The organism is Klebsiella sp. HMSC09D12, assembly GCF_001808475.1.
Classification (GTDB): domain Bacteria; phylum Pseudomonadota; class Gammaproteobacteria; order Enterobacterales; family Enterobacteriaceae; genus Klebsiella; species Klebsiella oxytoca.
This window is the reverse complement of sequence record NZ_KV793474.1, coordinates 19,208-45,603: the sequence shown is the minus strand read 5'-3', so window position 1 is coordinate 45,603 and position 26,396 is coordinate 19,208. Positions and strand designations below refer to the sequence as shown.

Sequence of the window (26,396 nt, the reverse complement as noted above, 5' to 3'; positions counted from 1 at the left end):
TTCTCTTTCTTAAAGATCGAAGGGCGCTAAACGTCTGCGTGAGCGGCTCGCCGGCTGCGATATCGCCCTGGCTATTGCTGCGCCGATCTCCGCGCAGGCGGTAATCCCCTGAACGAAAGGCTGGTCGTGCATCAGCCAGGGGATTGCGGCGAAGGCAATACGCCCGCGCGCTACGGGCGGCTCTCTTAACGTATAGTCGTCGCCAACCTCCGGGATCTCTTCGCCCGTCGCCATCAGTTGCTCCCTCAAATGCGGGAAGGGGAGATCTTTATTTTTCAGCGCTTTTTGCCCCCTCGCATCAATAAACACGTCAAACGTATAGCGATTTTGCCCGCTGGTAATCACCGTCTTCTCCTGCTGCACCGCCATATCATAATCATGCCCTAAGGCGAGAATGCCGATCGCGCCCGCTTCGCGCAGCGCCAGCAGTCGGCGGATAGACTCCGAAGGAATGGCGGCATAGCAGTCAATAAAGACCCGGGCAAGGCCGTTTTTGAATCGCTCCCGGTCGCGGTCATTAAGGTGGGGCACCATCGCCTGAACGGCTTCATGCAGCCGCAGGATAACGTAGCGCCAGGGGACCGTGTAGCGCGCGCGCTTGTTACGCTCAACTTCTTCAAGGTTATCCATCGCCCAGTGGAAAGGGTTATGCTGCTGGCGTTTAGCAAACCACGCTTCGCTGAAGCTATCGGCGTTAAGGCTGTGAAGGGCGATATTTTCGCTCCACAGGGGGTCGGCCAGGGCAATTTCCTGCGCCAGCAAAGCAAAGACCCGGTCAAGCAGGCCGTCGCTTCCTGCGGCGATGGCATTTTCCATCGCGCTGTCGGTGACGATTTCCAGCGGCTCCCAGGGAATAGGACAGTAAAAATCCGCTTCCGGAAGAATGCCGGAGCGCGACATCAGCACGATGTGCAGCGCCTGACTGGTTTCGTTAAGCCTGAAGGTGGGCGCCTCATCGTCGGAACCGATAAACTGACCGTGCTGGACGGCGACGGCCATTGCGGCATCAATTCCGCTTAGCGAGGTGCCCATAATTCCCACCCGGCAGGGCGGAATGGTGGCTTCCATCAGCCCAGACCACGGACTGGGAAACCAGGTGCGGGTTGACTCTTCTTCATCCGGCCAGACATGACCGGTGGCAAGCACCGCGAGGTCAAACACTTCGGCGACGGGCTGCTCCTCCACCCACAGCCTCACTCCTTCTTTGGTCGCCTGCAGGTCGCTGACCCGACAGGACTCATTGACCTGGACGTTAAATCCCAGTTCCCGGGCCTTTACGACCAGCGCAAGAAACTGGTCGCGAAAGTATTCGCCCAACAGGATGCGCGGCAAAAACTGGCGATCGTGCAATGTTTCATACTCTACTCCATAGCGCGCCAGGCGCGACGGGCTCTGGGCTTTTAGCCAGTCAAGATAGGTGCTTTGTACAGGAGGGATTTCAATACTGGCGATATTGGCCAGCATCATGCGCGAATTCTCTTCATCGTTATAGGGCATACCCACGCCCGCTTCCTCGGCCTGCTCGTAAATTGACACGTCCAGCGGCTCGCCCTGTTTAAGCAATGAGAACAGGGTATAAATCCCGGTAGGACCTGCGCCGATAATGGCAATTTTCTTCATAATGACTGACCCGCCGTTGTTGTTATCACATTTGTTATCGGTGGCCTTCCGCCAGTTGAAAAGCTCCACGATAGTTCATTTCCGGGTAACGGAAATCTGGCACAATAATTGTGGTTCAAAATGTGGAAGAGGGCCAATGGCTGGCGCGCCTCTCCCTTGTGATGAGCCGACGAGACGCGGTTTTCAGAACCAGGTTTCGAGCTGGGCGCCGAAGAACAGCGTACCAGCGCTATGGTATCCGGCGCTGCCGAAGGCGTCTGTTGAGGAGTAGTTATCCAGCGATTTATCCCAGCGCATCCAGGTGGCAAAAAAGCGGATTTCCGGACGCTCAAAGAAGTCCGTGACGTTTTGCAGCTTGAAAGTAGGAGCAAACGTCAGCTTGTAGTAGCTACCGCTGGCGGCGCTGTTGCCGTTAAAACCTTTCGGGTCGATATCCATATACTGATAGCTGGTTTCGTATTGCAGGGCGAAGTTCTGATTAATTTGCTGAATGATTCTTGCGTTCAGGGTGACCCAGTCGTAATGGTCAGAATCGATATAGCGATTATTGCTGCTCTGAGCGACGATCAGCGGCGCGAAGCTCAGCCTGTCGGTGAGTGATGTGATACCGTAAGAGGCGAACTTCACGGTCCATGCCGGTTGAATCAAATAACCGTCGGAGCCCGGGCCGCGAACTTCAGCTCCCAGCGCGCGGCCATAAAGCAGCGCGGTTTTCGTACTGCCGGGGCGCAGGCCGTAGAAGCTGTCGCCGTGGTACGCCAGCATGGTGTTAAACCCTTGCGAGGCCGCTTTATCCGACGCCAGACCATCGTTTATGCGTTTGTCGTTGTCCTGCGAGTAGAGGCCGTTGAGCATCCACTGCCAGTTCGCCAGACGGTGATTAAGCGAGAAGGTATAGTTTTGAATATACGTGTTATCCGCGCCGGTCATGTTGTTATATTCAACGTTGTCCATCGTATCGATATCGTTGAAATTACGGCCATATACCACGAGGTTGGTTTTGATATCTCCCCAGAAATTCACATCATAAATACCGGCTCCGGTACCGATTAAATTCATCATATCGGAATCAAGCCAGTGAATATCGAAGTTATCCCGATCTTCCCGCTTACCGGCCCACAGCGTCGCCTGTTTAAACGCGCCGCTAAACGCGGGCATATCGCTCATTTCGACAAAAGCCTGACGGACGTTCATCTGGCCGTTAAAGGAACTGTCGGTATTATAGGTTTTATCCCACTCGGCGATTTTCATGTAATAACGCAGCTGGCTATTGTTATCATATTTTCGCCGGTAGTTAATATCGGCGGTCACATAGGTATCCGACTCATTGCCAAGGCGACCGACGCTCCCCCCGGTGCTGCCCGCAGGCGTCAGGGAAGGCCCGACGGTACTGGTTGTGCCCTTGCTTGTTAATATGCCGCTGCGCGCGTAGCCGCCGAAGGTGATTTCCTGAAGCTTCGCCTGCGCGACGACATTCTGCGCCGGCTGGTTTTTTATTAACGCCAGATCCTGGTCGGTTTTGTGCTCAACGGCCAGCAGTCTTTCTTGCGCGCGCGCCGCGTTTTGTTCGGCGCTGGCCGCTCTTTTTTCCGCGCGATCTATTTTCCGCGTCGCATCCTGTAACTGGATGCGCGACTGCTTTAATTCGGCCTCAAGTCTTTCAAGCCGGGCATTAATTTCATTCAGGGTGGTATCCGCCGCAGCGGCGGATGCTGGCAAAGCCAGCGCGCAGAGCGTAAGCATATAGGCTTTCATCATTTATACCTGTACAAGAGTGGCTGTGCTCTGGACGTGCGGGTGCAGAGCACAGATGACTGTGCTAATAAACGGGATAGTTATCCGCAGGCTAAATTAATATTCGGGTTGTATTATTTTCAGCTCTCTTTGCGGGTGTTAGCAGTTTTGACAAAAAGGAAGGTAATAATAAAAGCAAAAATAAACACCGTGAGTCCCACGGTAATATAGGTGACAAACTGATAGCGATCGTAGAGATACATTAGCGGCGACAGCAGGACCGCCAGACCGTATGAGTTCGCTTTTATCGACAGCAGCGACAGAATCATGCCCCCCAGCGCCGAGCTGGTGAGCATCACCATTATCGCCCGAAGCCCGGATTGCATCACGATACCGAATAAAGCCGGTTCCGAGACGCCTAATAGCTGAGTAATGGTCGCGGAAATTCCGGCGGTTTTAAACGCGATATTTTTCGCCTTCAGTGAAATAGCCAGACATACGGCGGCGTTGGCAAAACCGTACATCGCGCAAACCGTAATGAGTGGATTAAACCCGGTGCCGGCAATCAGCGAGGTTTCAATCATAATAAACATGTGATGCATTCCGGTCATTACGGCAATGGGATAGATAAAGCCGATTAACAGGCCGCCAATACCCGCAGGCAGCGTCAAAAATTGCTGAATAGCCATCACGGCGTAGTGTTCAAACCCATGTACCAGCGGACCTAAAATCAGTAAAGCGATGGCCACAGCAATCAGAATGACGATAAACGGCGTGAAAATCAGGTCCATCGAGTTGGGCATCACCCGGCGGAAAAAGATTTCCAGTTTTGCGCCGATAATACCGGTGATGAGTGCGGTCAAAATTGACCCCTGATAGCCCACCAGCGGAATAACGCCAAACACATAAATCGGGCTGCTATTGCCGTACGCCACGTCATAGGCGTTCGGCAGCGCCGGGGAAACCAGCATCAGGCCGATTAAAAAACCGATAATCGGCGTACCGCCAAACTTCTTAAAGGCTGACCAGCAGATAAACGCCGCCAGGAAGGCGAAAGCGGTATCGCAGAGTACCGTGGTCAGCGTTTGCAGGGCCGCCGGAACCTGATGGACGCTGCTGCCAAACCACGCCTGCACGGTATCATTAAAAATGACCCCTTTCAGGCCGAGAAACAGACCGGTCGCCCCGAGAACCGGGACAATTGGCACAAAAACGTCCGATAAGTTGCGTATTCCCCGCTGTAATCGGCCCGAACTCTGCTTCGTCATTTCATCCTTACTGACTTCGGCAACCTGATATTCGTTAACAAACTCCTGATAAACCTTATTGACGATCCCGGTACCGAGGATTATCTGATACTGACCGGAATTGAAAAATACGCCTTTAACTTCGCTGATATTACGGACTTTATCATCATCGATTTTCTGCCGGTCTTTTACCTGCAAACGTAATCGGGTGGCGCAGTGGGTGGCGGAAGCAATGTTTTCCTTGCCGATGGTATTCACTATCTCAACGGCGATATTTTTATATTTGTTCATATTTAACTCATTCCTTAACGAGAATGGTTTGATAAGGTTTCAGGGTGGCGTCGGCGTCGGCATAATTATTGAGTACAATCTCTCCTGCCGGGAGCGTGTAAGGCAGATGCTGCGCGCTTAAGTTGGTGATAGAGATAAAACGTTCGTTGTGTGTTGCGCGCTGGTAGGCAACGATACGCTCGTCAACGTCCTCCACGGCGGCGAATGCCCCATAAATCAGCGCTTGCGGATAGTGCTTATTCCGCAAGGCGATCATCTTCTGGTAAAACGCGAACACCGAATGCGCATCGTTTATCTGGCTTTGCGCATTGACGCTAAAGTCGGTTGAAGAAAACGCCAGCCAGGGCTGCGCACCCTGATTAAATCCGCCGTTGACGCTATTCGACCACGGGAAGGGCGTTCGCGAGTTGTCCCGGGAGCGCTGATTAATAAAGCCTAACGCCTGCTGTTCAGAGAAACCTTCCGCCAGGGAGCGGTGATAGTTATCCAGACTGGAAATATCGTCAAATTCCGCAATTGACTGCCGGCAGAAATTTTTCATCCCCAGCTCCTGGCCCTGGTAAATAAACGGCGTTCCGGCCATAAAGAAGTACATCGCGGCCAGCGCTTTGGCACCGATGTCATTTTGGTAATCCGCGTCGCGGATGAGTTTGGACAGCGCGCGGGGCTGGTCGTGGTTTTCAATAAACGTCGTCCCCCAGCCGGCCTGACAAAAAGCGCGCTGGCTGGCAAAAAGCGCTTCTTTGAATTCGCCCACGCGCCAGTTGCGCTGCTTAAACCACTCCGAGCCGTTCTCGACATCGATATCGGCAGCGTGAAAATCGAAGATCATATTGAAATAGCCGTCCGGCCCGATATAGCTGTCGTACTCCTGCAGAGGCACGCCGGGCGCTTCGCCCACCGTCACGCAACGATGGCGGTTGAAGGTGTGTTCTTTCAGCTCGTTCAGAAAACATTCAATTCCCGGACGGTTGCGCGATTTCGTTTTAATGGAGGCCAGTCCATCGACGCCGTCGGCGGGCAGGGAGGCGTAATCCTGATCTTTTTTAATAAACGTAATCGCATCGATGCGAAAACCGGCGATGCCTTTATCCAGCCACCAGTTAATCATGGCGTAGATTTCCTGGCGCAGCTGCGGGTTTTCCCAGTTCAGGTCGGGCTGTTTTTTATGAAAAACGTGCAAATAGTAGCACTCTTCGCCAGCCACTTTTTCCCACGCGCTGCCGCCAAAAATCGAACGCCAGTTATTAGGCGCGGCACCAGCAACGGCGGGCTTAAAGATATAGTAATCACGGTATTTTGAGGCAGGGTCCGCCAGTGCGGCCTGGAACCAGCGGTGTTCATCGCTGGTATGATTAACCACCAGATCCACCATGATCCCAATCCCCAGTTCGCCTGCCTGCTTAATCAGGTCGTCAACATCCTGCAGCTGACCTAAATCGGGGTTCACTGCATAGTAGTCGGCGATATCGTAGCCGTTGTCCGCACCCGGCGAGAGGTAGAACGGCGAGACCCAAATCATGGTGATGCCCAGCGTTTTCAGATACGGCAGTTTCGCGATTATCCCCTGGATATCGCCAGTGCCATCGTTATTGCTGTCATAGAAGCTTTTTGGGTACACCTGATAAATGACCGCTTCCTTCCACCATGCCCCTTGTTGTGACTGATTCATCGTTTCTCCTGAGTATGAAATCGATACCATATAGAGTTAAAAAAAATTACGCCGAGGCCCTGATGACCAGTTCCGATTTCAGGTCTTCCTCGTCATAGCGATAGTGCGTGTTGTTGATCAGGGCCAGCAGACGTTCTACCGAGATGCGGCCCAGTTGCTCGATGGGTTGGCTAACGGTAGTGAGCGGAATATGCACCATCTCCGCCACCGGAAGGTTATCAAAGCCCATAACCGCCAGTTCGCCGGGAACGCTGACGCCGTTGGCCGAGAGCGCAGAAATTAAGCCGCAGGCGACTTCATCGCTGCCGGTGAAAATTGCATCGGGACGTTCGCTTTTAGCCATCTGTAGGATCTGCTCAGCCAGACGCTGCCCGTCGCGCCAGGTGTGGACGTGGCGGAAAACCAGCCGCTCGTCAATCGGCTGCTGCCCCTGCTGCATGGCGGCAATAAAGCCGCGGTTCCTTCTGCTACCGTGGCCCTTTTGCTGGAATGCGCCGCCGGTAGAGTAGGCGATTCTTCTATACCCTTTATGCAGCAGCCAACTGACGGCGCGATAGGTCGCCAGTTCATCGTCCATTCTGACCACGGGCAGAGTCGTGTTATCGATGCTGGTGTTGCACAGCAGGATCGGGCCATATTTCTGATATTGCTCGATCACGTCCTTATCACTTTCGACGGCGCACAAGATAAGGCCGTCGATGATCTTTTTCTTCAGCAGATCGAGACAGTTCTCCTCTTCGCCCGCGCTATTGTGGTTCTGAACGATCAGCACCGAGTAGCCGTGTTTACGCGCGGTGACTTCGAGAGCGTCCACCAGGCTGGCGAAAAAGGGGTTAGTGATCCTCGAAATGAGTACGCCAATGCGGTGGGTTTTCACGCCGCGCATCTGCTGCGCGACGGTGCTTGGCTCGTAATCGAGCTCTTTCATCGCCGCGAGAATTTTTTCCTTTTTATCTTCAGCGATATAAGGATGATTGTTCAGGAAGCGGGAGACCGTCGTCACCGACAGACCTGCTTTTTCTGCTACGTCTTTTATGGTTGCCATGATGGTTATGAAATCGATATCACATGGGCATAAAATATTTTTGCTGACCGGCCGGGTCAACCGCCTTGTTATAAAACATGATCTGACTCACAATAAATTTTTCCTGCGCTATCCGCGTGCTACGGTTTGCGTATCCGTTGAAGGTGAGTTCGCGACGCGGACCGCCGGGTCGGCAAGACCGTTCGGGTCTGAGCGTGGGGAGGGGAGAAGCGGCGCAATGAATAATGCACGGTATTTTTGTTTTGCTAATATTCCTGGTTTGCCGCGATGAACTTGACATATTAAACCTGATTGCTATTCCTTAAGCTGGCGCCGCGATGATAAGCGCAACGGTGAGGTGAAAAATGGTCAGTGAAAAAGAGAAGCTGCCCGGGATAAAAGAGAGTGAACTTTTTCTTAATTTTGAATGTGCTGCTCGTAAGATCGGGTTCGGGATATTATTATTAATCATCTTCGCAGCGCTGGCGGGGATTTTTTCCACCGGCTATTTGAGCCGTGCTGAAAAAACAAATGCCCAGCAAAATTTAACCGTGGTTTATGAGCGTTTTGGCCGTTTGCAAACTGAGTTCCGACTAAAAATTACTGCCCATTCGCGCGTCGCCAATAAATATGTTTTTAGCCTTGGCGGTGATTTTACTTCATCGCTCGAAACCAATACTATCTGGCCCCAGCCAGATAGTATGTACAGTAAGGACGATCGACTCTTTTTGGTTTATAATAATTTGAAAAGTATGGAAAATTTTTCCATATGGCTCTACGTTACGCCCACCGCTCCCGGCAAGCTGAATCACGCTTTACAGCTTAATAGCGAACCCGAAATTCGCTTCTGGCAATTTATTTATCCTTAGGAGAACGTGATGGAGATGGTGTTGCGGGCGCTGGCCATTTATTTAATTTTGCTGGTGGTTTTTAAAATCGCCGGACGCCGGGCGCTATTACAAATGACCAGCTTTGATCTGATTTTATTACTTATCATCAGCGAAGCGACACAACAGGCGCTGCTGGGGAACGACTTTTCGGTTACCGGCGCCATGCTGACGATTATCACGCTGGTGGTGGTGGATATGCTGTTCGGCTTAATGAAAAAATATATGGCTGGCGCCGAGTCAGCGCTTGATGGCTGCCCGGTAATTTTAGTCGAAAACGGCGTTCCGTTAATTGATAAACTCAAAAAAGTGGATGTCTCCTGCGATGATATTCTTGTGGCCGCACGGCAGAATCAGGGTATTACGGAATTAAGTAAAATCAAATATGCCATACTGGAAAGGAACGGACATATTTCTATTATTCCTGCTGAAAGTTAAGAAGGTATCTTTATGGCGAATAATCCTTATAACCAGGCGAAAACCACCGGTGAGCTGACCAAACAAGTCGCCATCGCATTGACCGACCGTCGTTTACGCTTAACCACCGCTGAGTCGTGTACCGGGGGAAGCCTGGCGGCAGCGCTGTGCGCGGAGGAGGATACGGCTGCGTTTTACGATATTGGTTTAATCACCTTTAGCGACCGTGCGAAGCAAAAACTTCTCGGCGTTAAGGCTTCGACGCTGGAAAAGTATAGCGCCGTCAGTCGACAGGCCGTGGAAGAGATGTCGGCGGGCGCGCTGGAGTGTTCCGGAGCGGATATCAGCATCGCGATAAGCGGATACGCTGGGCCGGACGGCGGCGAGGACGGGACGCCTGCGGGAACCGTCTGGTTCGCATGGAATTTTCGCGGCGCAATCGACGCGCAGAAGGTGCTGTTTTCCGGCGGCTGCCAGGATGTCGTTGAGAAATCCGTACGCTACTCGCTGGCGATGCTGATGGAGAAACTGCCCGGCTGGCAGGGCGAATAACACTTTCATGGCGGAGGTTCTATGGCGGTCATGACGATCACCGGCGGTACCGCGGGCGTCGGCAAAGCAACGGCTGTTCGCTTTGCGCGGGCAGGCTATGACGTGGGGATTATCGCCCGCGATCGTCAAAGCCTTGAAGCGACGCAGCAGGCGCTGCGGCAGTTTGGCGTTCGGGTGCATGTCGTTCAGGCCGATGTCGCTGATGCGGATGCGATTAACACTGCCGCCTGCGAGATCGAAAAGCAATTAGGGGCTATCGAGGTGTGGGTCAATAACGCCATGTGCGCGGTGCTGGCGCCTTTCAGGACGATGACCCACGATGAATTTTCGCGGGTCACCGAAGTCACCTATCTTGGTTACGTCAACGGCACCCGCGCCGCGCTGGAGCTAATGACGCCCCGCGATCGCGGCATCATTATCCAGGTCGGTTCCGCGCTGGCCTATCGCTCCATTCCGCTACAGTCCGCCTACTGCGGGGCGAAGGCCGCGATTCGGGGCTTTACCGATGCGGTTCGCACGGAACTGATGCATGAAAAGAGCGGCGTGAGTATCTCAATGGTACAGATGCCTGGCCTGAATACGCCGCAGTTTGAGTGGGCGCGCAATAAGTTTGCCTGGGCGATGCGCCCGGTGCCCCCCGTCTATCAGCCGGAGGTGGCCGCAGAGGCTATCTTCAACGTTGCACGCAGGCCCGTGCGTGAACTCTGGGTGGGGAGCAGCACAATCCAGTCTATCGTTGGGCAATTTCTCTTCCCCGGCTTCCTCGATCGACTGATGGTTAATAAAGCATGGGAAGGGCAAATGACCCGGCACAGGAATGTCGCTGACCGGCAGGATTATCTACAACAGCCGGTCAGCAGACTGCATAAAACCCACGGGCGTTTTTCCTCAGAGGCGAAGTATCGCGCCGCCGCCATCACCTCCGGCGTGCCGGGAAAAGCGCTGCTCGGCGGCGCGGCAGCGGCGGGATGGTTGTTGGCAAAATGGTTTATCTCGCGTAAAAAACGCTAACGCAGCGCGCTACTGTTGGTCCAGAACCATCGGTAGCCATAGGCGCCAATCTCCAGCTCAACGCGCTTACCCGCAACAAGGTCGTCAGCATAGGTTTTGTCGGCCAGGCAGGGCGTCCAGACGCCCTTGGCAATCTCTTTCGCGGTGAAGCGCACGCGCTTGTCGCTGAAATTAAGAAAGGTGATGACGCGGCGTTGGTCGGCATCGTAGCAAATCCCCAGAATCGCCTGCCGATCGATGCCGATAATGCGAAAAGGCGCAACGGCGATTTCCGGAAACTCGCACCGCGTATTGGCGATATCTATAATGCGATGCAGAAGGGAATGGCGGTGCAGCAGCGAATCAGCGACGTTGACCTTCTGATAGCGAAACGGCCCCTTATCGATCAATGGAGCGACAAAAGTAGCAGGATCGGCTGCGGAGAAACCGCCGCCCGCTGAGCCGGCCCATTGCATCGGCGTGCGCACCGCGTAGCGCTCTTCCAGGGCCAGATTGTCACCCATCCCAATTTCATCCCCGTAGCGCATTATCGGTACGCCGGGGAGCGAAAAGAGTACGGCATGACAGAGCGCCAGCCGCCGCCGATCGCCGTTCAGCATGGGGGCCAGCCGACGGCGGATACCGCGCTGGTAAACGTTCATCTCCTTATCCGGGGCGAAGGCATCCATCACGGTTTGCTTTTTCTTGCGGCCTACCCCTTCAAGATCCAGTTCATCGTGATTACGTAGCCAGTTGGCGAAGCAGCAGGCGTCGGGCGGCACGATGGTTTTCGTGATGGCGTCGATCAGCGGACGGGCGTTCTTACTCGCGAGACTGACGTAAAAATTTTTGTTCAACCAGAAGTTAAGCACCATATTAAGTCGATTATTATCGCCAAAATAGTCGCGATACTCCGCCACCTCAACGTCGACTTCGCCGAGCAGTATGGCCTGCGGGTTGTGCCGTTCAATCAGGCGGCGTAGATGTTCGAGAAGCCACAGCCCGCGTTTCTCCTCGCCGCGTCCGGCCTGCTTAGTCAGATGTGAGGCCGCATCGAGGCGAAAGCCGGACACCCCCAGCTTTAGCCAAAAAATGACGATATTTTCGACCTCTTTGATGACCGCTGGCGAGGCCAGGTTGAGATCCGGTTCATGACGATAAAACATATGCCGATAATATTGCCCGGCCTCAGCATCCCAGGACCAGATGCTCTCTTCGACGCCGGGGAACATCGGCGGCGTATCATCATCATCGTTGTCTGACCACAGGTAATAGTCGCGAAACGGCGAGCGTCGACTGCGGCGCGCTTGTTGAAACCAGGGGTGCGCGTCAGAGGTATGTTGAATCAGCAATTCAATAATGACCTGCATCCCCAGTTCACGGGCCTGCTCGATAAAGGCAATGATATCCGCCAGTTGTCCAAAGCGCGGATCGACCTGCAGATGATCGCTGACATCGTAACCCTCATCCAGAAAAGGCGTCAGGTAGAAGGGCGTTATCCAGATCACCGTCGCGCCCATTCGGCGAATATAGCGCAGCTTCGCCGTCATTCCGGCGATATCGCCGCAGCCATCGCCGTTGAGATCGTAAAACAGGGCTGAATCAATCTGATAAATGATGGCTCGCGTATGCCAGTCCGCCATAGCGCACCTCAGTGATAGCCTTCAGTGCCGGAAACTTTGCCGCGGAATACGTAGTAGCTCCATGCGGTGTAAACCAAAATCACCGGAATGATAAGCAGGGTCCCTACCAGCATAAAGAGCTGGCTGGCGGGCGGCGCGGAGGCTTCCCACAGCGTAATATGCGGAGGGATGATGTTGGGCCAGAGACTGATACCCAGACCACTAAAGCCAAGAAAAATGAGCCCAAGCGTAAGCAGGAAAGGGCGGGCATGGCTACCAGGATGGGCGCTTAACCGCCAGATCCACAGGCTTAAGGCAATGACCAGTACAGGAACGGGTACAAACCAGTAGAAATTAGGCAGGGTAAACCAGCGCTCAGCCACGGAGGGCCAGCCCAGCGGCGTCCAGACGCTCACAACGGCGATGACCGCCATCAGCGCCAGAAGCGTGTGGCGAGTCAGCTCACGCATGCGCTGTTGTAGGGCGCCTTCGCTTTTCATAATCAGCCAGGTCGTACCAAGCAGCATATACGCGACGACCAGCCCTAAGCCGCAGAACAGGCTAAAGGGCGTCAGCCAGTCGAGCGCCGAGCCGGCAAACCTGCGGTCGGCGACCTCAAAACCGTTGATGACCGCGCCTACCACCATCCCCTGGCTAAAGGTCGCCAGCAGGGAGCCGCTGACAAAAGAGTAGTCCCAGAACTTTTGATGCGAGGGGGTGGCCTTGAAGCGGAACTCAAAGGCGACGCCGCGGAAGATCAGGCCAATGAGCATGGCGGTGAGCGGGATAGCCAGCGCATCGGTGATAACGGCGTAGGCCAGGGGAAAGGCGCCAAATAGCCCCGCGCCGCCCAGCACCAGCCATGTCTCATTGCCATCCCACACCGGGGCGACGCTATTCATCATCACGTCGCGTTCTTGAGCATTCGGTACAAAGCCGAATAAAATTCCGATGCCAAGATCGAAGCCGTCCATAACGATATACATCAATGTGGCGAATACAATGATGACAAACCAGATAACGGGGATATCGATGCCCATTAGCGAGTCTCCTCTTCAGGCACGGCTTCTGCGGCAGAAAGGGGGCGAGCCGGCGTGCCGGACGTTGACGATGTCAATTCGCTGACGGGCTGCGGCCCTTTCTTAATAAGCCGGACAATGTAGTAATAACCGACGCCAAAGACCGAACAGTACACCACGATAAAGACCAGCAGGCTGACGACCATTTGCGCCGTGCTGTGCAGCGAAACCGCATCCTGGGTGCGTAAAAAACCATAAATGACCCAGGGCTGACGTCCCGCTTCGGTCGTGATCCAGCCGGCCAACAGCGCCAGCAGTCCTGCCGGCCCCATCGCCAGGGCGCTCCACTGGAAGGCGCGAGAGTGGAAAAGACGCTGCTGATAGCGAAGCCACAGGCTCCAGACGCCGAGGGCAATCATCAGCACGCCCATACCCACCATGATACGGAACGACCAGAAAACGATGAGGGAGTTTGGCCGATTCTCTTTCGGAAAATCTTTCAGCGCCGGGACCTGCTTATCCAGGCTATGGGTCAGGATCAGGCTGCCAAGCGCCGGAATTTCCAGCCCGTATTTGGTACGCTCTTCCTCCATATCCGGTATGCCAAACAACAGCAGCGGGGTGGCCTCGCCGGGTTTATTCTCCCAGTGGCCTTCTATGGCGGCGATTTTTGCCGGCTGATGCTCAAGGGTATTGAGGCCGTGCATATCGCCAACGAAGGCCTGAATTGGCGCAACCAGCAGGGCCATCCACATCGCCATGGAGAACATTTTACGTATGGCAGGGGTATTGTTCCCGCGCAGAAGGTGCCAGGCGGCAGAGGCGCCCACGAACATCGCACTGCTGAGAAAAGCGGCGATCGCCATGTGTAACAGGCGATACGGGAAAGATGGGTTGAAAATAATCGCCAGCCAGTCCTGGGGAATGACGTGACCGTTTTCAATGGTAAAGCCCTGCGGCGTCTGCATCCAGCTATTGGAGGCGAGGATCCAGAAGGTGGACATTAGCGTGCCGAGCGCCACCATGCAGGTGGTGAAAAAATGCAGTCCTGGGGGGACTTTGTTCCAGCCAAAAAGCATGACGCCCAGGAAGCCCGCTTCGAGGAAAAACGCGGTGAGGACTTCATACAGCAGCAGGGGACCGGTAATACTCCCGGCAAACTGAGAGAAACCGCTCCAGTTGGTACCGAACTGATAGGCCATCACCAGGCCTGATACCACGCCCATGCCGAAATTAACGGCAAAAATCTTCAGCCAGAAATTATATAACGAGCGCCAGACGTCATCTTTTGTCCGCAGCCACATCCCCTCCAGCACCACCAGATAGCTGGCCAGTCCGATGGTAATCGCCGGAAACAGGATATGAAAAGAGACGGTAAATGCGAACTGTAGCCTTGCCAGATTAAACGCATCGAGTTCAAACATGTTCTGAACCCCATCACATAACAACCCCCCGAACCAGGCAGGGGGAAGTGATTAACAACCGATCGTTGCTGATTACGGCTTTTTCTTACCCGCGCCAAGTTCTGCGCCGGTGAGAGGATCGCCTTCCGGGTCGGATTGGGTGCGTTTCGCCATGGTTTTCACCAGGGCCTTTTGTTCGGCCGTTAGCTTAACGCTGGCACCGCCATCTCCGCCATCTACTGCAGGCTGCGGATTCGCAACATACTCGAAGTGCAGATCGCTATTCCAGCTGCCGCGAATGTCATCGCCCTCTGACATATTGTAGTAGGTGCTGGCGTAGTCAGTGATTGGCGGTAGTTTGCCCGGCGGATAGTTGTTTCTGATGGATTGAAGCGCCTTCTCAAAAGAGAGCTGATGGGCGGCTTCTCGGGTCATCAGAAAGGCCAGCGCATCCTTCACGCCGGGGTCATCGGTGACGTTTATCAGGCGCTCATAGATGATTTTAGCGCGCGCCTCGGCGGCCACGTTGGAGCGTAAATCCGCGGTGGGTTCACCAATGGTGTCAATGTATGCTGCGGTCCAGGGCACGCCGGCGGAATTGGTCAGCGGCGTGCCTCCGCCATATAACAAAGAGGTAATATGGCTGTCGTTGCCGTTAGCGGTAAGCGAGCGGTACAGATCGGCTTCGTTTTCCGTACCTTCCGCCAGGGCGCCTTTCGCCCCTTTATTGAGCATACCTACCAGCGAGCCGATAATTTCAAGGTGGCTCAGCTCTTCGGTAGCAATGTCCATCAGCATATCCTTGCGACCCGGATCGTCATCGCTCAGGCCCTGTGTGAAATATCGGCATGCGGCGGCGAGTTCGCCCTGAGGGCCGCCGAATTGCTCCAGAAGGAGATTAGCCAGCCCCGGATTAGGTTCCGCGACCCTGACGGTATACTGAAGTTGCTTAACGTGTCGGAACATAGGCTCTTATCCTTATTGCTTATTTTTTAGCTTCAACGCCTTTTGCGTCAGAGCGCAGAAGGAACTCTTCCGTTGTTTGCGGGATATGTTTCAGCAGCCAGTCGGCCATGGCCCGCTCTTCCGCCAGAATGGATTCGATGGCGGGAATAGACGCGGTGTCACCGGCTCTTTTCGCAGCGGCAAGCAGAGAGGTATAACACGCGATTTCAAACTGTTCGAAAACATAGCCGCTAATTGAACCCTTAACGATTTCATCGGAAGGGAACATGCCGCCAATAGATTGACCTAACGCAGCCATTTTACTCATTGAATCTTTCAGCACCGACCGCGATATATCATTACGATCCAGAATCTCTTCCAGAACCGTAATTTGGCGCTTGGTTTCGGTGACGTGCTGTTCAATTCTGCTGCGCAAATCGGGGTAGTTATCGATACGGCCAGCCATCGACTCCAGCATGGATTCTGCTTGTTTTTCCATTGCATGCGCATCGCGTAGCCAGTCGTGATAGTGTTCAACGTGATTCATAATGAACTCCTTAATATCAGGTTATTTTCTGGCTATTTATTTTGTGCTTCTTTATTAATATTGCCGACCGCCAGGTCAGTTAATTTCAGATCGGTTGACTTCTCTTCTTCTAACGTTTCTGTTAAAAGCTTAACCGCTTTTTTATAACCCAGCTGTTGGGCTAAAGTGGCGAGAGTGCCGTAGCTGGCAATTTCATAATGTTCAACTTTTTGCGCAGCGGCAATTAACGCGGCATCGCGCACTTCATTTTTCTCAGTACTCTCAATAACCTCGTTAGCTTCTTCTATAAGCCCCTCCATCGCCACGCATTTCATGCGCTTAATTTTAATATTGGCTTCTTGTTCGACAATTTGATCGATACGTTCAATTTGCCCCTGGGTCTCCTCCAGATGCGCTTTGAATGCGGCGCTAAGCTGCTCGCTTGACGCCGCCCGGGCTAGTTTAGCCAGGCCGCGGGTTAATTGTTTTTCTGCGCTATAAGTATCCGATAACAGATGAATAAAAACGTCTTCTATGCTCTTCATATTCATTGGGAATATCCTTAATGCTAGAGAATAACTGCGAGTCCGCAGACCCGCAGGATACTCTTATTAATTACAAGAGAATGAAACGATTAATAATCAGGAGTTGTCAGATTTGCGTCCACCACCATGACTATTTTGGCCGCCTTTTTTACCGGCCTCAGATGCACGTTGCGGATCGTTTTTAAAATTGCCACCGCTGTGCTGACCGCCTTTACGTCCAGCTTCAGATGCTTTATCACGGTCTTCAGCGAAATTACCGGAACCACCACGATGTTCTGCCATATTTTCATACCTCTGTGAGTTTATGTCAGGTAGATACGATTTAATTACGTATCCGTTGTCGTTCAGCAATTAAATTTAGTCGGTATTTTTGAACAGTCAAACCGGTTTGCGGTGATATTTTTTGAAATAATCTGAATTATGCCGCGGCTACCGTTCCGCTTGTTTAAAGCGGCTGCGATCATAACAGGCTAGGAACTAACGAAAACATTTATATTACTGCAGGATATATTTATGACCGCTGCGTTAATACGGGGGGAAACGGGCGACGCAGGGCTTTACGTCTCTTTACATAAGCGCGAAAAATAAGTTGTCGGAATCGTGAAAGATATTAAGAACACAACCGGGAAAAATCAGAAAATAGCGTTTTGCCAATGCTGAAGGTCATTTTAGGATAATTCAATGCGGGAGAGAAATAAGGCACCAGATCACGAGGCTGTGAAATGGTGCGTCCGAGTGGACTCGAACCACCGACCCCCACCATGTCAAGGTGGTGCTCTAACCAACTGAGCTATAAACGCATTATGGTGCGTTCAATTGGACTCGAACCAACGACCCCCACCATGTCAAGGTGGTGCTCTAACCAACTGAGCTACGGACGCATTATGGTGCGTTTAATTGGACTCGAACCAACGACCCCCACCATGTCAAGGTGGTGCTCTAACCAACTGAGCTATGAACGCATTGTTGCAGTGGCAACGGGGACGCATATTAGCGGCAGGGAGGGGTTGTGGCAAGAGGCAAACGTCACTTTTCTTCCAGATTTCTCGCGATCGCAGAAGTTTTATCCATATTGGTTATATTTTACTGATGCGAAAGAGGATTTGCTCATCAAGAGACGAAAACGGCGCTGAATCAGCGCCGTCAGGTATCGATAAATTGCCGCCAGAGATTAGCGCGCGGCGCGCTGCAATATGACGCTGGAAGGCTGACGCTGCAGGAAACGCATGCGCAGCATCATCATTACGGCAGCGGAGGTGAGGCCAATGATAAATCCGCACCAGAAGCCAGCAGGACCCATGCGCGGCACCACGATATCGGTCAGAGCCAGCAGATAGCCGCTCGGCAGCCCCAGAACCCAGTATGCGGTAAAGGTAATAAAGAAGATGGAACGCGTATCTTTATAACCGCGCAGGATGCCGCTGCCGATCACCTGTATGGAGTCAGAGATCTGGTAGATCGCCGCGAGCAGCATCAGCTGGGACGCCAGCGCGACAACCTCAGGATTATCGTTATACAACAGGGCGATTTGCTCACGCATCAGAATGGTGAAAACCGCCGTAATCACGGCCATACACACTCCAACCCCGACGCCGGTTCTGGCCGACGTTTGCGCCTCCAGCGTCGAGCCTTGCCCGAGACGGAAACCGACGCGAATGGTCACCGCCGCCGCCAGGGAGAGCGGTAATACGAACATCAGCGAGCTGAAGTTTAGGGCAATCTGGTGCCCGGCCACGTCGACAATGCCCAGCGGTGAGACCAGCAGCGCGACGACGGCAAACAGGGTCACTTCGAAAAACAGCGCCAGCGCAATCGGCAGGCCCAGCTGCACCAGACGCTGGATAACGACGAAATCCGGTTTGCTGAAGCGCTCAGCGTTATGAATATCGCGCATCGAACGCGCGCGGCGAACCCAGGAGAGCATGCAGAAAAACATCACCCAGTACACCGAAGCCGTCGCCACGCCGCAGCCGATCCCGCCGAGCTCAGGCATGCCAAAGTGACCGTAGATAAAGATGTAGTTCACCGGAATGTTAACCAGCAGACCGATAAACCCCATTACCATGCCCGGCTTGGTTTTTGCCAGGCCTTCACACTGGTTACGCGCTACCTGGAAGAACAGATAGCCGGGCGCGCCCCACAGCAGCGCCCGCAGGTAGCCGACCGCCTTCTCCGCCATCGCCGGGTCGATGTTATGCATGGAGCTGATGATGTAGCCAGCGTTCCACAGTACCACCATGACCAGGATCGAGACGAAGCCCGCCAGCCAGAACCCCTGGCGTACCTGGTGGGCGATGCGGTCGCGACGGCCGGAACCATTCAGTTGAGCAATAACGGGCGTCAGGGCCAGCAGCAGGCCGTGGCCGAAGAGGATTGCCGGCAGCCAGATGGAGGTACCGATGGCGACGGCCGCCATATCGGTGGCGCTATAGCCGCCCGCCATCACGGTATCGACGAAGCCCATGGCGGTTTGGGCGACCTGGGCGAGTATAACGGGTATAGCCAGTGCTAATAACTGACGCGCTTCAATAAAATACTTCTGCACGTAAACACCTTTATATTGTTGTTATTGGAGGACTAAAAAAGCCGCCATCAGGGGCAGCAAGAAGAAAAAGCAGAGGGATTTGCCAGACTATTGTAGCGAGGATTAGCCATTTAGCCAGTGAAAAAATCGCACAACACGTTGTGCGCTGGCAACCTGTTTTGCCACCTGTTATTGTTCGTGTCATAGCCTAAAACGGTCTTGATACCGTTACGAATTCATACAGGAGCAAAATATGTTTACCGGTATTGTGCAGGGGACCGCCAGAGTGGTGGCCATTGATGAAAAACCCAACTTTCGCACCCACGTCGTGGAGCTGCCTGAGCATATGCTTGCGGGGCTCGAAACCGGGGCTTCGGTAGCTCATAACGGCTGCTGTTTAACCGTCACCGATATCGATGGCGCGCGAGTGAGTTTTGACCTGATGAAAGAGACCTTGCGCATCACCAATCTGGGCGCGCTGCGCGAGGGCGACAGCGTTAACGTCGAGCGGGCGGCAAAATTCAGCGATGAAATTGGCGGCCACCTGATGTCAGGCCATATTATGACCACCGCGGAAGTGGTTAAAATTCTGACGTCGGAAAATAATCGCCAAATCTGGTTTAAGGTTCAGGACCCGACGCTGATGAAATATATCCTTTATAAAGGCTATATCGGCGTCGATGGTATTAGCCTCACGGTAGGGGAAGTGACGCCCACCCGGTTTTGCGTGCATTTGATCCCGGAAACGCTGCAGCGCACCACCCTTGGCGTGAAAAAGCTGGGGGACCGGGTAAATATTGAGATCGATCCGCAGACTCAGGCCGTTATCGATACCGTTGAGCGCGTTCTGGCGGCAAAAGAAGCAGCAGCGGCCCTGAAAAACGCGGCCGAATAATAAATTCCCCCGCCGAAGCGGGGGAATTTTTAGCGGGCTACGCGCAGACCGTGTTCGGCACCGCGAGAAAAAACCACCTGCCAGAGCTGAATATCGCGCGCGCGGAAAGCGCCGGCGCAAGCATTCAGGTAATAGCTAAACATGCGTTTGAAGCGCTCCGAATAATTGTCGGCAATTTCCGGCCAGCTATTCAGAAAGCGCTCATACCAGGCCATTAGCGTGGTGTCGTAGTCGGCACCGAAATTATGCCAGTCTTCCATAACAAAATGCGGCTCGCTGGCTTCGGCAATCTGGCGTACTGAGGGCAGACAGCCGTTAGGGAAGATATATTTATCGATCCACGGGTCGACGTTATGGTCGGTTTTTTTCGAGCCGATAGTATGCAGCAGGAAGCGGCCTTCGGGTTTCAAATTCCGGTCGACCACGTCGAAGTAGGTGGCGTAATTTTTCGGCCCGACATGTTCAAACATGCCGACTGAGACGATACGGTCAAAGCTCTCTTGCAGGTCGCGGTAGTCCTGCAGCAGGATAGTAACGTCAAGACCTGCGCAGCGCTGCTGGGCCATTTTTTGCTGCTCAGCTGAAATCGTGACGCCGACAACGCTGACCTGGTAATTTTTGGCCATATAGTAGGCCAGTCCACCCCAGCCACAGCCGATATCCAGCACCCGCATCCCCGGCTCAAGCTGAAGTTTACGGCAGATGAGATCTAATTTTGCCTGCTGTGCGTCTTCCAGATTCTGCGCATCCTTCCAGTAAGCGCAGGAATACTGCATATAGGGATCGAGCATGCGGCTGAACAGATCGTTGCCTAAATCGTAATGCTCTTTCCCGACAATCCAGGACCGTTTTTTACTTTGCAGATTGAATAAGCGTGCAGTGGCGATACGCAGGGTATCTTTGAAATGATGGGGAAGCTGATTTTCCAGACCGGCGCGTAATACTTTATGGAAAAATATATCCAGCCGCTCGCAATCCCACCAGCCGTCCATATAGCTCTCGCCTAAACCCAGCGACCCTTCCTGCAAAACGCGTTTAAAAAAATGAGGGTTTTTAATCCGCAAATCGGAGGGCGCAGGACCATTAATTTCAATGCCCGCACGGCTTAATAATTCAGCTGCGATTCGGTACCAGTCATCATTTGGTACACTTACTTCTTCTATACACGATGAACTCATAGCTTCTCCATCACGCCCAAGTGATCAGAACCTTAAAACAGCGTAGACGCTTTTTTGGCTTTGTGAGAAATCTCACGGATAATCCGTAAGGCTGCTATCCGACGTAGAACAGAGGAAGGGAGATAACCCTTGCCGAAAGGCCTTCCATGGTAAAACGGGATGCATCCTGCTCCCGTTAAAAATCAACTAATCTTTCTATTTATGTGATGCCGGATCCAGTATAGGCCGCTAAAAACAGGCTTTCAACAAAAATATCTTAGCAAGCTAACTACTGGATCTGGCAACTATCAGCAGAATACCTTAAGCATGTGACGATTCTGTTTCCAGATGCGCGGCCTTATGCTGCATGCGGTAGCCGATTCCGGCCAGCACGATGGAGACCAGCATCACGCTGGTGGTCGTTAGCAGCGGAGTGGCGATCAGCGTGGAGACCAGCAGGCTGGTCAAAAAACAGAGGCCAAGCTGCAGGGTGTTTTGCAACGCCGCGGCGCGGCCTGTCGCCTCAGGGAAGGGCTTCAGCGCCTGGGCGACGACGATAGGATAGATACCGCCATTCACCACTGCCATGGCGCAGAACGGAATCATTAATCCCACCAGGGTTGCATTTTCCCGCAGGCCAACCAGCCAGGTGGCGGCCACGCTGACGGCGAAGATCGCCAGCAGCCACGGCAGAATTTGCTGGCCCTGCCATTTTTGCAGCGCCGCCCGGCAGCCGTAGCCACCTACCAGAAACGCGATGGTTTGCGGAACATAGCTCAGGCCGATAACGGTCGGGCCGTAGCCCATCTCGTGAAGGATAAACGGCGACCCCGTCAGCCAGGCAAAGAAGCTGGCGGAACAGGCGGCGTAGATCAGCACGTTGCCGCTATATTCCCGCGAACGCAGCAGGGCGAGGAACGTAAGCTTCTGCTGGGCGCTGACGATCCTTTTTTTCGCCGCCTTCAGGCGCAGGGCTGGCAGCATTAACAGCAGGGTAATGGCGAACAGAACGGCAAAAATAGCCTGCCATTCAAAATGAACCAGTAACCAGCTGCCGAGCAGCGGCGCCAGCGCAGGCGATAATCCCACCAGGGGCATAATGGCGGCGAAAATGCGGTTGGTTTTTTGGGCAGGATAATAATCGGTCACCATGGCCTGCCAGGTCACCGCGGCGGCGCAAACCCCCAGAGCCTGGATAAAACGCAGCGCCAGCATCAGCGTAGCATCGCGGACCCAAAGCATGCCCAGACAGCCGATGGCAAAGATGGCCAGTCCGCTCAACAGCACCGGTTTACGGCCGTAACGATCGGAGATGGGCCCCCAGAAAAGCTGGCCCAGCGCAAAGCCCGCGAGAAACAGACTCAGGCTGGCGCTGATCGACGCCGCTGAGGTATGCAGATCTTGCTGCATGGCCGCAAAAGCCGGCAGGTACATATCGGTGGCCAGAAAGCCCAGAACGCTGAGTCCGGCCAGCCAGACTAAAAATCCTTTCCCAGGTTGTTGCATATCATTCTCTTTTTAGTGATGCAGGTACGATGGCGCAGAGTGTAGGGAGTGCATTCAGGCTTGTGAAACGCTAATATTTGTCAGGTGAATTCAAAAATTTTGCAGGCAGAAAATGTGGTCTGAATACTCGCTTGAAGTTGTCGATGCTGTCGCCCGCAACGGCAGCTTTAGCGCCGCTGCGCAGGAATTGCACCGCGTCCCTTCGGCCGTCAGCTATACCGTGCGTCAGCTGGAAGAGTGGCTGGCGGTGCCGCTATTTGAACGCCGCCATCGGGATGTCGAGCTAACCCCTGCCGGCGTTTGGTTTTTGCAGGAAGGGCGATCTGTTATCAAAAAAATGCAGATCACCCGCCAGCAGTGTCAGCAGATAGCCAACGGCTGGCGCGGACAGCTCTCTATCGCGGTGGATAATATCGTTAAGCCAACGCGTATGCGGCAGATGATCGTTGATTTCTATCGTCACTTTGATGACGTTGAGCTGATTGTTTTTCAGGAGGTGTTCAACGGCGTCTGGGATGCGCTGGCCGACGGTCGCGTGGAGCTGGCGATCGGCGCAACGCGCTCAATTCCGGTCGGGGGCCGCTACGCCTTTCGGGATATGGGAATGCTGAGCTGGGACTGCGTCGTCGCAAGCCACCATCCGCTGGCCAAAATGACGGGACCTTTAAGCGATGACGTCCTGCGCAACTGGCCATCGCTGGTCAGAGAGGATACCTCACGCTCGCTGCCGAAGCGGACCACCTGGCTGCTCGATAACCAGAAGAGGGTGGTTGTGCCGGACTGGGATGCCTCTGAAACCTGTCTCTCCGCGGGGCTGTGCGTCGGGATGGTGCCCGGGCATTTAGCAAAGCCGTGGCTCGATAGCGGTGAATGGACGGCGCTGGAGCTGGAGAACCCATTCCCGGATGCTGCCTGCTGTCTGACGTGGCAACAAAGCGATGCCTCTCCGGCCCTGTTATGGCTGCTGGATTATCTTGGCGATAGCGAAACGCTGAATCGGGAGTGGCTGCGGGCGCCGGAATAACCGACGCCGCAGGAAAGGTTAACGGCGGTAATCGACAAACGGGCCGTCGGCCACAGAGCGGCGCTCGACCAGACGCGGATGGACTTCAATCGACTGCGAGACTTCGCGCTTATTGACGATGCGATCCAGCAGCATATTAAAGGCCGCTTCGCCCAGAGAGTCTTTAGGCTGATGGATGGTGGTCAGCGCCGGGCTGAAGTAGCGGGCGTTGCGCACGTTATCATAACCGATCAGCGAAATATCCTGCGGCACGCGCAGCCCCATTTCATCCGCCGCGCAGATGGCGCCCATGGCCATAATATCGCCGCCGCAGAAAATAGCCGTCGGGCGAGGATGCTGGTTGAGAATTTGCTGCATGGCGCGATAGCCGGACTCCGGTTCAAAATCGCCCTGGACAATCCAGTTTTCCGGAACGCCGATCTGCGCTTCTTCCATGGCTTTCATAAAGCCTGCCAGCCGGCCCGCACCGGTGTTACGCTCCAGTGGGCCTGGGATCACGCCGATATCGCGGTGGCCGCGTTCAACCAGGTAGCGTCCGGCAATATAGCCGCCTTCGAAGGCGTTATCGACGACCGAATCAGTAAAGTCGGCTTTTGCCTCGCCCCAGTCCATGACCACCATCGGGATGTGGCGATACTCTTCCAGCATGCTTAAAACTGATTCCGGATACTCGGAGCACATCACCAGCAGGCCATCAACGCGCTTCTGCGCCATCATTGACAGATAGGCGCGCTGTTTCTCCGGGTCGTTCCAGGCGTTGCCGAGGATAAGGGTATAGCCCTTCTGGAAGCAGCTTTTCTCGACCGCTTCGATAATCTCGGCGAAATAAGCCGCTTCGCTGCTGGTCGCCAGCAGACCAATAGACTTGGTGTGATTGACCTTCAGGCTGCGAGCAACGGCGCTGGGGGAGTAATGCAGCTCCTTAATGGCCGCCCATACCGCATTGCGCGTCTCTTCCGCTACGAATCGGGTTTTGTTAATTACATGTGATACTGTTGTAGTGGAAACGTTTGCGCGTTTCGCTACATCTTTAATAGTTGCCATTACTTCTCACTCCAGACCTTGACCTGATCGTCTGTCTATCGGTACGTAAACGATTGCCTGTACACACCCTGGCGCCAAAATGGATCATGGCATCACGTCGGGAAAACGACACAGAACGACAGGAAGGGGTCAATGGCCGATACGCTTTCAAATTAGCGTGGGATTTTGTCCGATCTTGGGGCAAAGGGGAAGAGCAAAAATGTGCATCACTCTAAATCTCGGAAGATTTTTACGCTATTCTGTGTAAAAATGAGCAAGCTCACTTTTCATGTGGGGATAATCAGGGGGAAAAATTGATGGATACAAATTTAAAGTTTTCGCTGACGACAACGATTATTGTTCTGGGTTTGATTGTTGCCGCAGGTTTGACTGCAGTACTGCACTAATTCTTTACTGAGAGGGAGGGGCCGCTCTCCCTTTACCCCCCCGCCTATTATTATCAATTTCGCAAAAATCTTTTGCCATTTCGTTTACTTTTGTTTTTCTGTGATTGATGTCATGCTTTTGACTTCTGAATAAGATGCCGTCGCTGAAGGCGGCCTGATGGAGTTCCTGCATGAAAATCAACTTTCCCCTGCTCGCGCTGGCGATCGGCGCCTTTGGTATCGGCACGACCGAGTTCTCCCCGATGGGACTATTACCGGTTATTGCTAAAGGCGTGGATGTGTCTATTCCGGCGGCGGGAATGCTCATTAGCGCTTATGCCATCGGCGTGATGGTCGGTGCGCCGTTAATGACCCTGCTGCTCTCCCACCGCGCGCGCAGAAATGCGCTAATCTTTCTGATGGCCATTTTTACCCTCGGTAATGTGCTCTCTTCAATTGCCCCGGATTACACTACGCTGCTGCTGTCGCGCATTATTACCAGCCTCAACCACGGCGCCTTCTTCGGTCTCGGCTCGGTGGTGGCGGCGAGCGTGGTGCCTAAACATAAGCAGGCCAGCGCGGTAGCAACGATGTTTATGGGGCTGACGATCGCCAATATCGGCGGCGTTCCTGCGGCAACCTGGCTGGGCGAAACTATCGGCTGGCGAATGTCGTTTCTGGCAACGGCGGGGCTGGGCGTTGTAGCGATGATCGGCCTGTGGCTGTCGCTACCGAAGGGCAGCGCCGGCGAACGTCCGGACGTGAAGCAGGAACTTGCGGTGCTGATGCGTCCGCAGGTGCTGTCGGCGCTATTGACCACCGTGTTGGGCGCCGGGGCGATGTTCACGCTTTATACCTATATCTCCCCGGTTCTGCATACCATCACCCACGCTTCACCGCTGTTTGTGACCGCCATGCTGGTGCTGATTGGCGTCGGTTTCTCGCTGGGTAACTATCTCGGCGGTAAGTTTGCCGACCGTTCCGTTACCGCAACGCTGAAGGGCTTTCTTCTGCTGCTGATGGTCATTATGCTGGCGATCCCGCTGCTGGCTCAGTCGCAGGTGGGAGCGGCGATAAGTATGGTTGTCTGGGGGGCGGCGACGTTTGCGGTGGTACCGCCTTTGCAGATGCGCGTGATGCGCGTCGCTCATGAGGCGCCGGGGCTGTCTTCATCGGTTAATATCGGGGCCTTCAATCTTGGTAACGCGCTGGGCGCGGCGGCGGGCGGCGCGGTTATATCCGGCGGCCTGGGATATGCGTTCGTACCGGTGATGGGAGCGATTATCGCGGGCGTAGCGCTACTGCTGGTGCTGTTCAGCGGGCGGGCGCAACCGGAAGAGGCGTTTGCTAACCATTAAGTTCACGTGAAGTGAAATAATAACCGCAG

General features: G+C 54.0%; 24 protein-coding genes and 3 tRNA genes. 8 read left to right on the top strand and 19 right to left on the bottom strand.

Annotation, left to right across the window (positions count from 1 at the left end):
* Nucleotides 1-9 precede the first annotated feature (9 nt).
* From HMPREF3178_RS12920 to HMPREF3178_RS12900, 5 genes are all read right to left on the bottom strand, one after another.
* Nucleotides 10-1,620 (bottom strand): FAD-NAD(P)-binding protein, encoded by a 1,611-nt coding sequence (locus HMPREF3178_RS12920; protein WP_029496809.1) that lies wholly within the window; start codon nucleotides 1,618-1,620, stop codon nucleotides 10-12.
* A 183-nt stretch (nucleotides 1,621-1,803) separates the two neighbouring features.
* Nucleotides 1,804-3,378, bottom strand: coding sequence for a carbohydrate porin (locus HMPREF3178_RS12915; protein ID WP_070585230.1), 1,575 nt, complete (start codon nucleotides 3,376-3,378; stop codon nucleotides 1,804-1,806).
* Between the two features lie 116 nt (nucleotides 3,379-3,494).
* Nucleotides 3,495-4,892, bottom strand: a complete 1,398-nt coding sequence (locus HMPREF3178_RS12910) for a PTS transporter subunit EIIC (RefSeq protein ID WP_017145736.1) — start codon at nucleotides 4,890-4,892, stop codon at nucleotides 3,495-3,497.
* A 7-nt stretch (nucleotides 4,893-4,899) separates the two neighbouring features.
* The gene (locus tag HMPREF3178_RS12905; RefSeq protein WP_017145737.1) at nucleotides 4,900-6,564 is read right to left on the bottom strand and encodes an alpha-glucosidase; all 1,665 of its coding nucleotides are present in this window, start codon (nucleotides 6,562-6,564) and stop codon (nucleotides 4,900-4,902) included.
* Nucleotides 6,565-6,610: 46 nt separating this feature from the next.
* On the bottom strand, nucleotides 6,611-7,609 hold the full coding sequence (locus HMPREF3178_RS12900; protein ID WP_029496811.1) for a LacI family DNA-binding transcriptional regulator: 999 nt from the start codon (nucleotides 7,607-7,609) through the stop codon (nucleotides 6,611-6,613).
* A 344-nt stretch (nucleotides 7,610-7,953) separates the two neighbouring features.
* Here HMPREF3178_RS12900 and HMPREF3178_RS12895 point away from each other — a divergent pair, with 344 nt between their 5' ends.
* From HMPREF3178_RS12895 to HMPREF3178_RS12880, 4 genes are read left to right on the top strand one after another with little or no spacing between them, the layout of a single operon-like run.
* A complete protein-coding gene (locus tag HMPREF3178_RS12895) occupies nucleotides 7,954-8,457 on the top strand; it encodes a hypothetical protein (protein ID WP_017145739.1) in 504 nt (167 codons plus the stop codon).
* Between the two features lie 9 nt (nucleotides 8,458-8,466).
* Entirely contained in the window at nucleotides 8,467-8,913 is a 447-nt protein-coding gene (locus HMPREF3178_RS12890) for a DUF421 domain-containing protein (RefSeq protein WP_004102722.1), read from the top strand.
* Nucleotides 8,914-8,925: 12 nt separating this feature from the next.
* Nucleotides 8,926-9,444 (top strand): 2-oxo-tetronate isomerase, encoded by a 519-nt coding sequence (locus tag HMPREF3178_RS12885; RefSeq protein WP_004102720.1) that lies wholly within the window; start codon nucleotides 8,926-8,928, stop codon nucleotides 9,442-9,444.
* A 21-nt stretch (nucleotides 9,445-9,465) separates the two neighbouring features.
* Nucleotides 9,466-10,455, top strand: a complete 990-nt coding sequence (locus HMPREF3178_RS12880) for an SDR family oxidoreductase (protein ID WP_016810083.1) — start codon at nucleotides 9,466-9,468, stop codon at nucleotides 10,453-10,455.
* Here HMPREF3178_RS12880 and HMPREF3178_RS12875 read toward each other — a convergent pair.
* The 11 genes from HMPREF3178_RS12875 to mdtK all read right to left on the bottom strand — a co-directional run bounded on the left by HMPREF3178_RS12875 (nucleotide 10,452) and on the right by mdtK (nucleotide 19,039).
* Nucleotides 10,452-12,077: an alpha-amylase family protein gene (locus HMPREF3178_RS12875; RefSeq protein ID WP_017145740.1), complete on the bottom strand. Its 1,626-nt coding sequence runs from the start codon at nucleotides 12,075-12,077 to the stop codon at nucleotides 10,452-10,454. The genes HMPREF3178_RS12880 and HMPREF3178_RS12875 overlap by 4 nt on opposite strands.
* Nucleotides 12,078-12,085: 8 nt before the next feature.
* Nucleotides 12,086-13,096, bottom strand: coding sequence for a cytochrome d ubiquinol oxidase subunit II (cydB, locus tag HMPREF3178_RS12870; RefSeq protein ID WP_004102716.1), 1,011 nt, complete (start codon nucleotides 13,094-13,096; stop codon nucleotides 12,086-12,088).
* Nucleotides 13,096-14,499: a cytochrome ubiquinol oxidase subunit I gene (locus HMPREF3178_RS12865; protein ID WP_004102715.1), complete on the bottom strand. Its 1,404-nt coding sequence runs from the start codon at nucleotides 14,497-14,499 to the stop codon at nucleotides 13,096-13,098. Before HMPREF3178_RS12865 ends, cydB begins: the two co-directional genes overlap by 1 nt.
* A gap of 72 nt (nucleotides 14,500-14,571) precedes the next feature.
* Nucleotides 14,572-15,444, bottom strand: coding sequence for a manganese catalase family protein (locus HMPREF3178_RS12860; protein WP_017145741.1), 873 nt, complete (start codon nucleotides 15,442-15,444; stop codon nucleotides 14,572-14,574).
* A 19-nt stretch (nucleotides 15,445-15,463) separates the two neighbouring features.
* Nucleotides 15,464-15,970, bottom strand: a complete 507-nt coding sequence (locus HMPREF3178_RS12855; RefSeq protein ID WP_004102713.1) for a ferritin-like domain-containing protein — start codon at nucleotides 15,968-15,970, stop codon at nucleotides 15,464-15,466.
* Nucleotides 15,971-16,002: 32 nt separating this feature from the next.
* On the bottom strand, nucleotides 16,003-16,500 hold the full coding sequence (locus tag HMPREF3178_RS12850; protein WP_004102712.1) for a YciE/YciF ferroxidase family protein: 498 nt from the start codon (nucleotides 16,498-16,500) through the stop codon (nucleotides 16,003-16,005).
* A gap of 90 nt (nucleotides 16,501-16,590) precedes the next feature.
* The gene (locus tag HMPREF3178_RS12845; RefSeq protein WP_004136767.1) at nucleotides 16,591-16,776 is read right to left on the bottom strand and encodes a con-10 family general stress protein; all 186 of its coding nucleotides are present in this window, start codon (nucleotides 16,774-16,776) and stop codon (nucleotides 16,591-16,593) included.
* Nucleotides 16,777-17,217: 441 nt separating this feature from the next.
* Nucleotides 17,218-17,294 (bottom strand) — tRNA-Val (locus HMPREF3178_RS12840).
* A 4-nt stretch (nucleotides 17,295-17,298) separates the two neighbouring features.
* Nucleotides 17,299-17,375 (bottom strand) — tRNA-Val (locus HMPREF3178_RS12835).
* Nucleotides 17,376-17,379: 4 nt separating this feature from the next.
* Nucleotides 17,380-17,456, bottom strand: a tRNA-Val gene (locus tag HMPREF3178_RS12830).
* 209 nt (nucleotides 17,457-17,665) lie between these two features.
* The gene (gene mdtK / locus HMPREF3178_RS12825) at nucleotides 17,666-19,039 is read right to left on the bottom strand and encodes an MdtK family multidrug efflux MATE transporter (RefSeq protein WP_017145742.1); all 1,374 of its coding nucleotides are present in this window, start codon (nucleotides 19,037-19,039) and stop codon (nucleotides 17,666-17,668) included.
* A gap of 232 nt (nucleotides 19,040-19,271) precedes the next feature.
* On the opposite strand from mdtK, the gene HMPREF3178_RS12820 reads away from it, so the two are divergent.
* Nucleotides 19,272-19,913 carry a riboflavin synthase gene (locus tag HMPREF3178_RS12820; RefSeq protein WP_004113453.1) on the top strand — a complete coding sequence of 214 codons (642 nt, stop codon included), beginning with the start codon at nucleotides 19,272-19,274 and terminating at the stop codon, nucleotides 19,911-19,913.
* 29 nt (nucleotides 19,914-19,942) lie between these two features.
* On the opposite strand, the gene cfa is transcribed toward HMPREF3178_RS12820, so the two are convergent.
* Both cfa and punC read right to left on the bottom strand, forming a co-directional pair.
* Entirely contained in the window at nucleotides 19,943-21,091 is a 1,149-nt protein-coding gene (cfa, locus tag HMPREF3178_RS12815) for a cyclopropane fatty acyl phospholipid synthase (protein ID WP_004113452.1), read from the bottom strand.
* A 300-nt stretch (nucleotides 21,092-21,391) separates the two neighbouring features.
* Entirely contained in the window at nucleotides 21,392-22,576 is a 1,185-nt protein-coding gene (punC, locus tag HMPREF3178_RS12810) for a purine nucleoside transporter PunC (protein WP_004102704.1), read from the bottom strand.
* 112 nt (nucleotides 22,577-22,688) lie between these two features.
* On the opposite strand from punC, the gene punR reads away from it, so the two are divergent.
* Nucleotides 22,689-23,600, top strand: coding sequence for a DNA-binding transcriptional activator PunR (gene punR, locus HMPREF3178_RS12805; protein ID WP_004102702.1), 912 nt, complete (start codon nucleotides 22,689-22,691; stop codon nucleotides 23,598-23,600).
* Between the two features lie 18 nt (nucleotides 23,601-23,618).
* On the opposite strand, the gene purR is transcribed toward punR, so the two are convergent.
* The gene (gene purR / locus HMPREF3178_RS12800) at nucleotides 23,619-24,644 is read right to left on the bottom strand and encodes an HTH-type transcriptional repressor PurR (RefSeq protein WP_016810091.1); all 1,026 of its coding nucleotides are present in this window, start codon (nucleotides 24,642-24,644) and stop codon (nucleotides 23,619-23,621) included.
* A 296-nt stretch (nucleotides 24,645-24,940) separates the two neighbouring features.
* Between purR and HMPREF3178_RS30925 the strand changes: the two genes are divergently transcribed.
* Both HMPREF3178_RS30925 and HMPREF3178_RS12795 read left to right on the top strand, forming a co-directional pair.
* Nucleotides 24,941-25,030, top strand: coding sequence for a cytochrome bd-I oxidase subunit CydH (locus tag HMPREF3178_RS30925; RefSeq protein WP_049082851.1), 90 nt, complete (start codon nucleotides 24,941-24,943; stop codon nucleotides 25,028-25,030).
* A gap of 170 nt (nucleotides 25,031-25,200) precedes the next feature.
* A complete protein-coding gene (locus tag HMPREF3178_RS12795) occupies nucleotides 25,201-26,367 on the top strand; it encodes an MFS transporter (RefSeq protein WP_016810093.1) in 1,167 nt (388 codons plus the stop codon).
* Nucleotides 26,368-26,396: the final 29 nt, after the last annotated feature.

What these genes read in the sequence shown, in the direction of transcription:
- HMPREF3178_RS12865 (WP_004102715.1), bottom strand. Translation starts at nt 14,499, where the DNA reads ATGTTTGAACTCGATGCGTTTAATCTGGCAAGGCTACAGTTCGCATTT.
- HMPREF3178_RS12880 (WP_016810083.1), top strand. Translation starts at nt 9,466, where the DNA reads ATGGCGGTCATGACGATCACCGGCGGTACCGCGGGCGTCGGCAAAGCA.
- HMPREF3178_RS12885 (WP_004102720.1), top strand. Translation starts at nt 8,926, where the DNA reads ATGGCGAATAATCCTTATAACCAGGCGAAAACCACCGGTGAGCTGACC.
- HMPREF3178_RS12910 (WP_017145736.1), bottom strand. Translation starts at nt 4,892, where the DNA reads ATGAACAAATATAAAAATATCGCCGTTGAGATAGTGAATACCATCGGC.
- cydB (WP_004102716.1), bottom strand. Translation starts at nt 13,096, where the DNA reads ATGGGCATCGATATCCCCGTTATCTGGTTTGTCATCATTGTATTCGCC.
- HMPREF3178_RS30925 (WP_049082851.1), top strand. Translation starts at nt 24,941, where the DNA reads ATGGATACAAATTTAAAGTTTTCGCTGACGACAACGATTATTGTTCTG.
- HMPREF3178_RS12920 (WP_029496809.1), bottom strand. Translation starts at nt 1,620, where the DNA reads ATGAAGAAAATTGCCATTATCGGCGCAGGTCCTACCGGGATTTATACC.
- HMPREF3178_RS12915 (WP_070585230.1), bottom strand. Translation starts at nt 3,378, where the DNA reads ATGATGAAAGCCTATATGCTTACGCTCTGCGCGCTGGCTTTGCCAGCA.
- punC (WP_004102704.1), bottom strand. Translation starts at nt 22,576, where the DNA reads ATGCAACAACCTGGGAAAGGATTTTTAGTCTGGCTGGCCGGACTCAGC.
- purR (WP_016810091.1), bottom strand. Translation starts at nt 24,644, where the DNA reads ATGGCAACTATTAAAGATGTAGCGAAACGCGCAAACGTTTCCACTACA.
- HMPREF3178_RS12875 (WP_017145740.1), bottom strand. Translation starts at nt 12,077, where the DNA reads ATGGCGGACTGGCATACGCGAGCCATCATTTATCAGATTGATTCAGCC.
- cfa (WP_004113452.1), bottom strand. Translation starts at nt 21,091, where the DNA reads ATGAGTTCATCGTGTATAGAAGAAGTAAGTGTACCAAATGATGACTGG.
- HMPREF3178_RS12795 (WP_016810093.1), top strand. Translation starts at nt 25,201, where the DNA reads ATGAAAATCAACTTTCCCCTGCTCGCGCTGGCGATCGGCGCCTTTGGT.
- HMPREF3178_RS12895 (WP_017145739.1), top strand. Translation starts at nt 7,954, where the DNA reads ATGGTCAGTGAAAAAGAGAAGCTGCCCGGGATAAAAGAGAGTGAACTT.
- HMPREF3178_RS12845 (WP_004136767.1), bottom strand. Translation starts at nt 16,776, where the DNA reads ATGGCAGAACATCGTGGTGGTTCCGGTAATTTCGCTGAAGACCGTGAT.
- HMPREF3178_RS12890 (WP_004102722.1), top strand. Translation starts at nt 8,467, where the DNA reads ATGGAGATGGTGTTGCGGGCGCTGGCCATTTATTTAATTTTGCTGGTG.
- punR (WP_004102702.1), top strand. Translation starts at nt 22,689, where the DNA reads ATGTGGTCTGAATACTCGCTTGAAGTTGTCGATGCTGTCGCCCGCAAC.
- HMPREF3178_RS12855 (WP_004102713.1), bottom strand. Translation starts at nt 15,970, where the DNA reads ATGAATCACGTTGAACACTATCACGACTGGCTACGCGATGCGCATGCA.
- HMPREF3178_RS12820 (WP_004113453.1), top strand. Translation starts at nt 19,272, where the DNA reads ATGTTTACCGGTATTGTGCAGGGGACCGCCAGAGTGGTGGCCATTGAT.
- HMPREF3178_RS12900 (WP_029496811.1), bottom strand. Translation starts at nt 7,609, where the DNA reads ATGGCAACCATAAAAGACGTAGCAGAAAAAGCAGGTCTGTCGGTGACG.
- HMPREF3178_RS12905 (WP_017145737.1), bottom strand. Translation starts at nt 6,564, where the DNA reads ATGAATCAGTCACAACAAGGGGCATGGTGGAAGGAAGCGGTCATTTAT.
- HMPREF3178_RS12850 (WP_004102712.1), bottom strand. Translation starts at nt 16,500, where the DNA reads ATGAATATGAAGAGCATAGAAGACGTTTTTATTCATCTGTTATCGGAT.
- HMPREF3178_RS12860 (WP_017145741.1), bottom strand. Translation starts at nt 15,444, where the DNA reads ATGTTCCGACACGTTAAGCAACTTCAGTATACCGTCAGGGTCGCGGAA.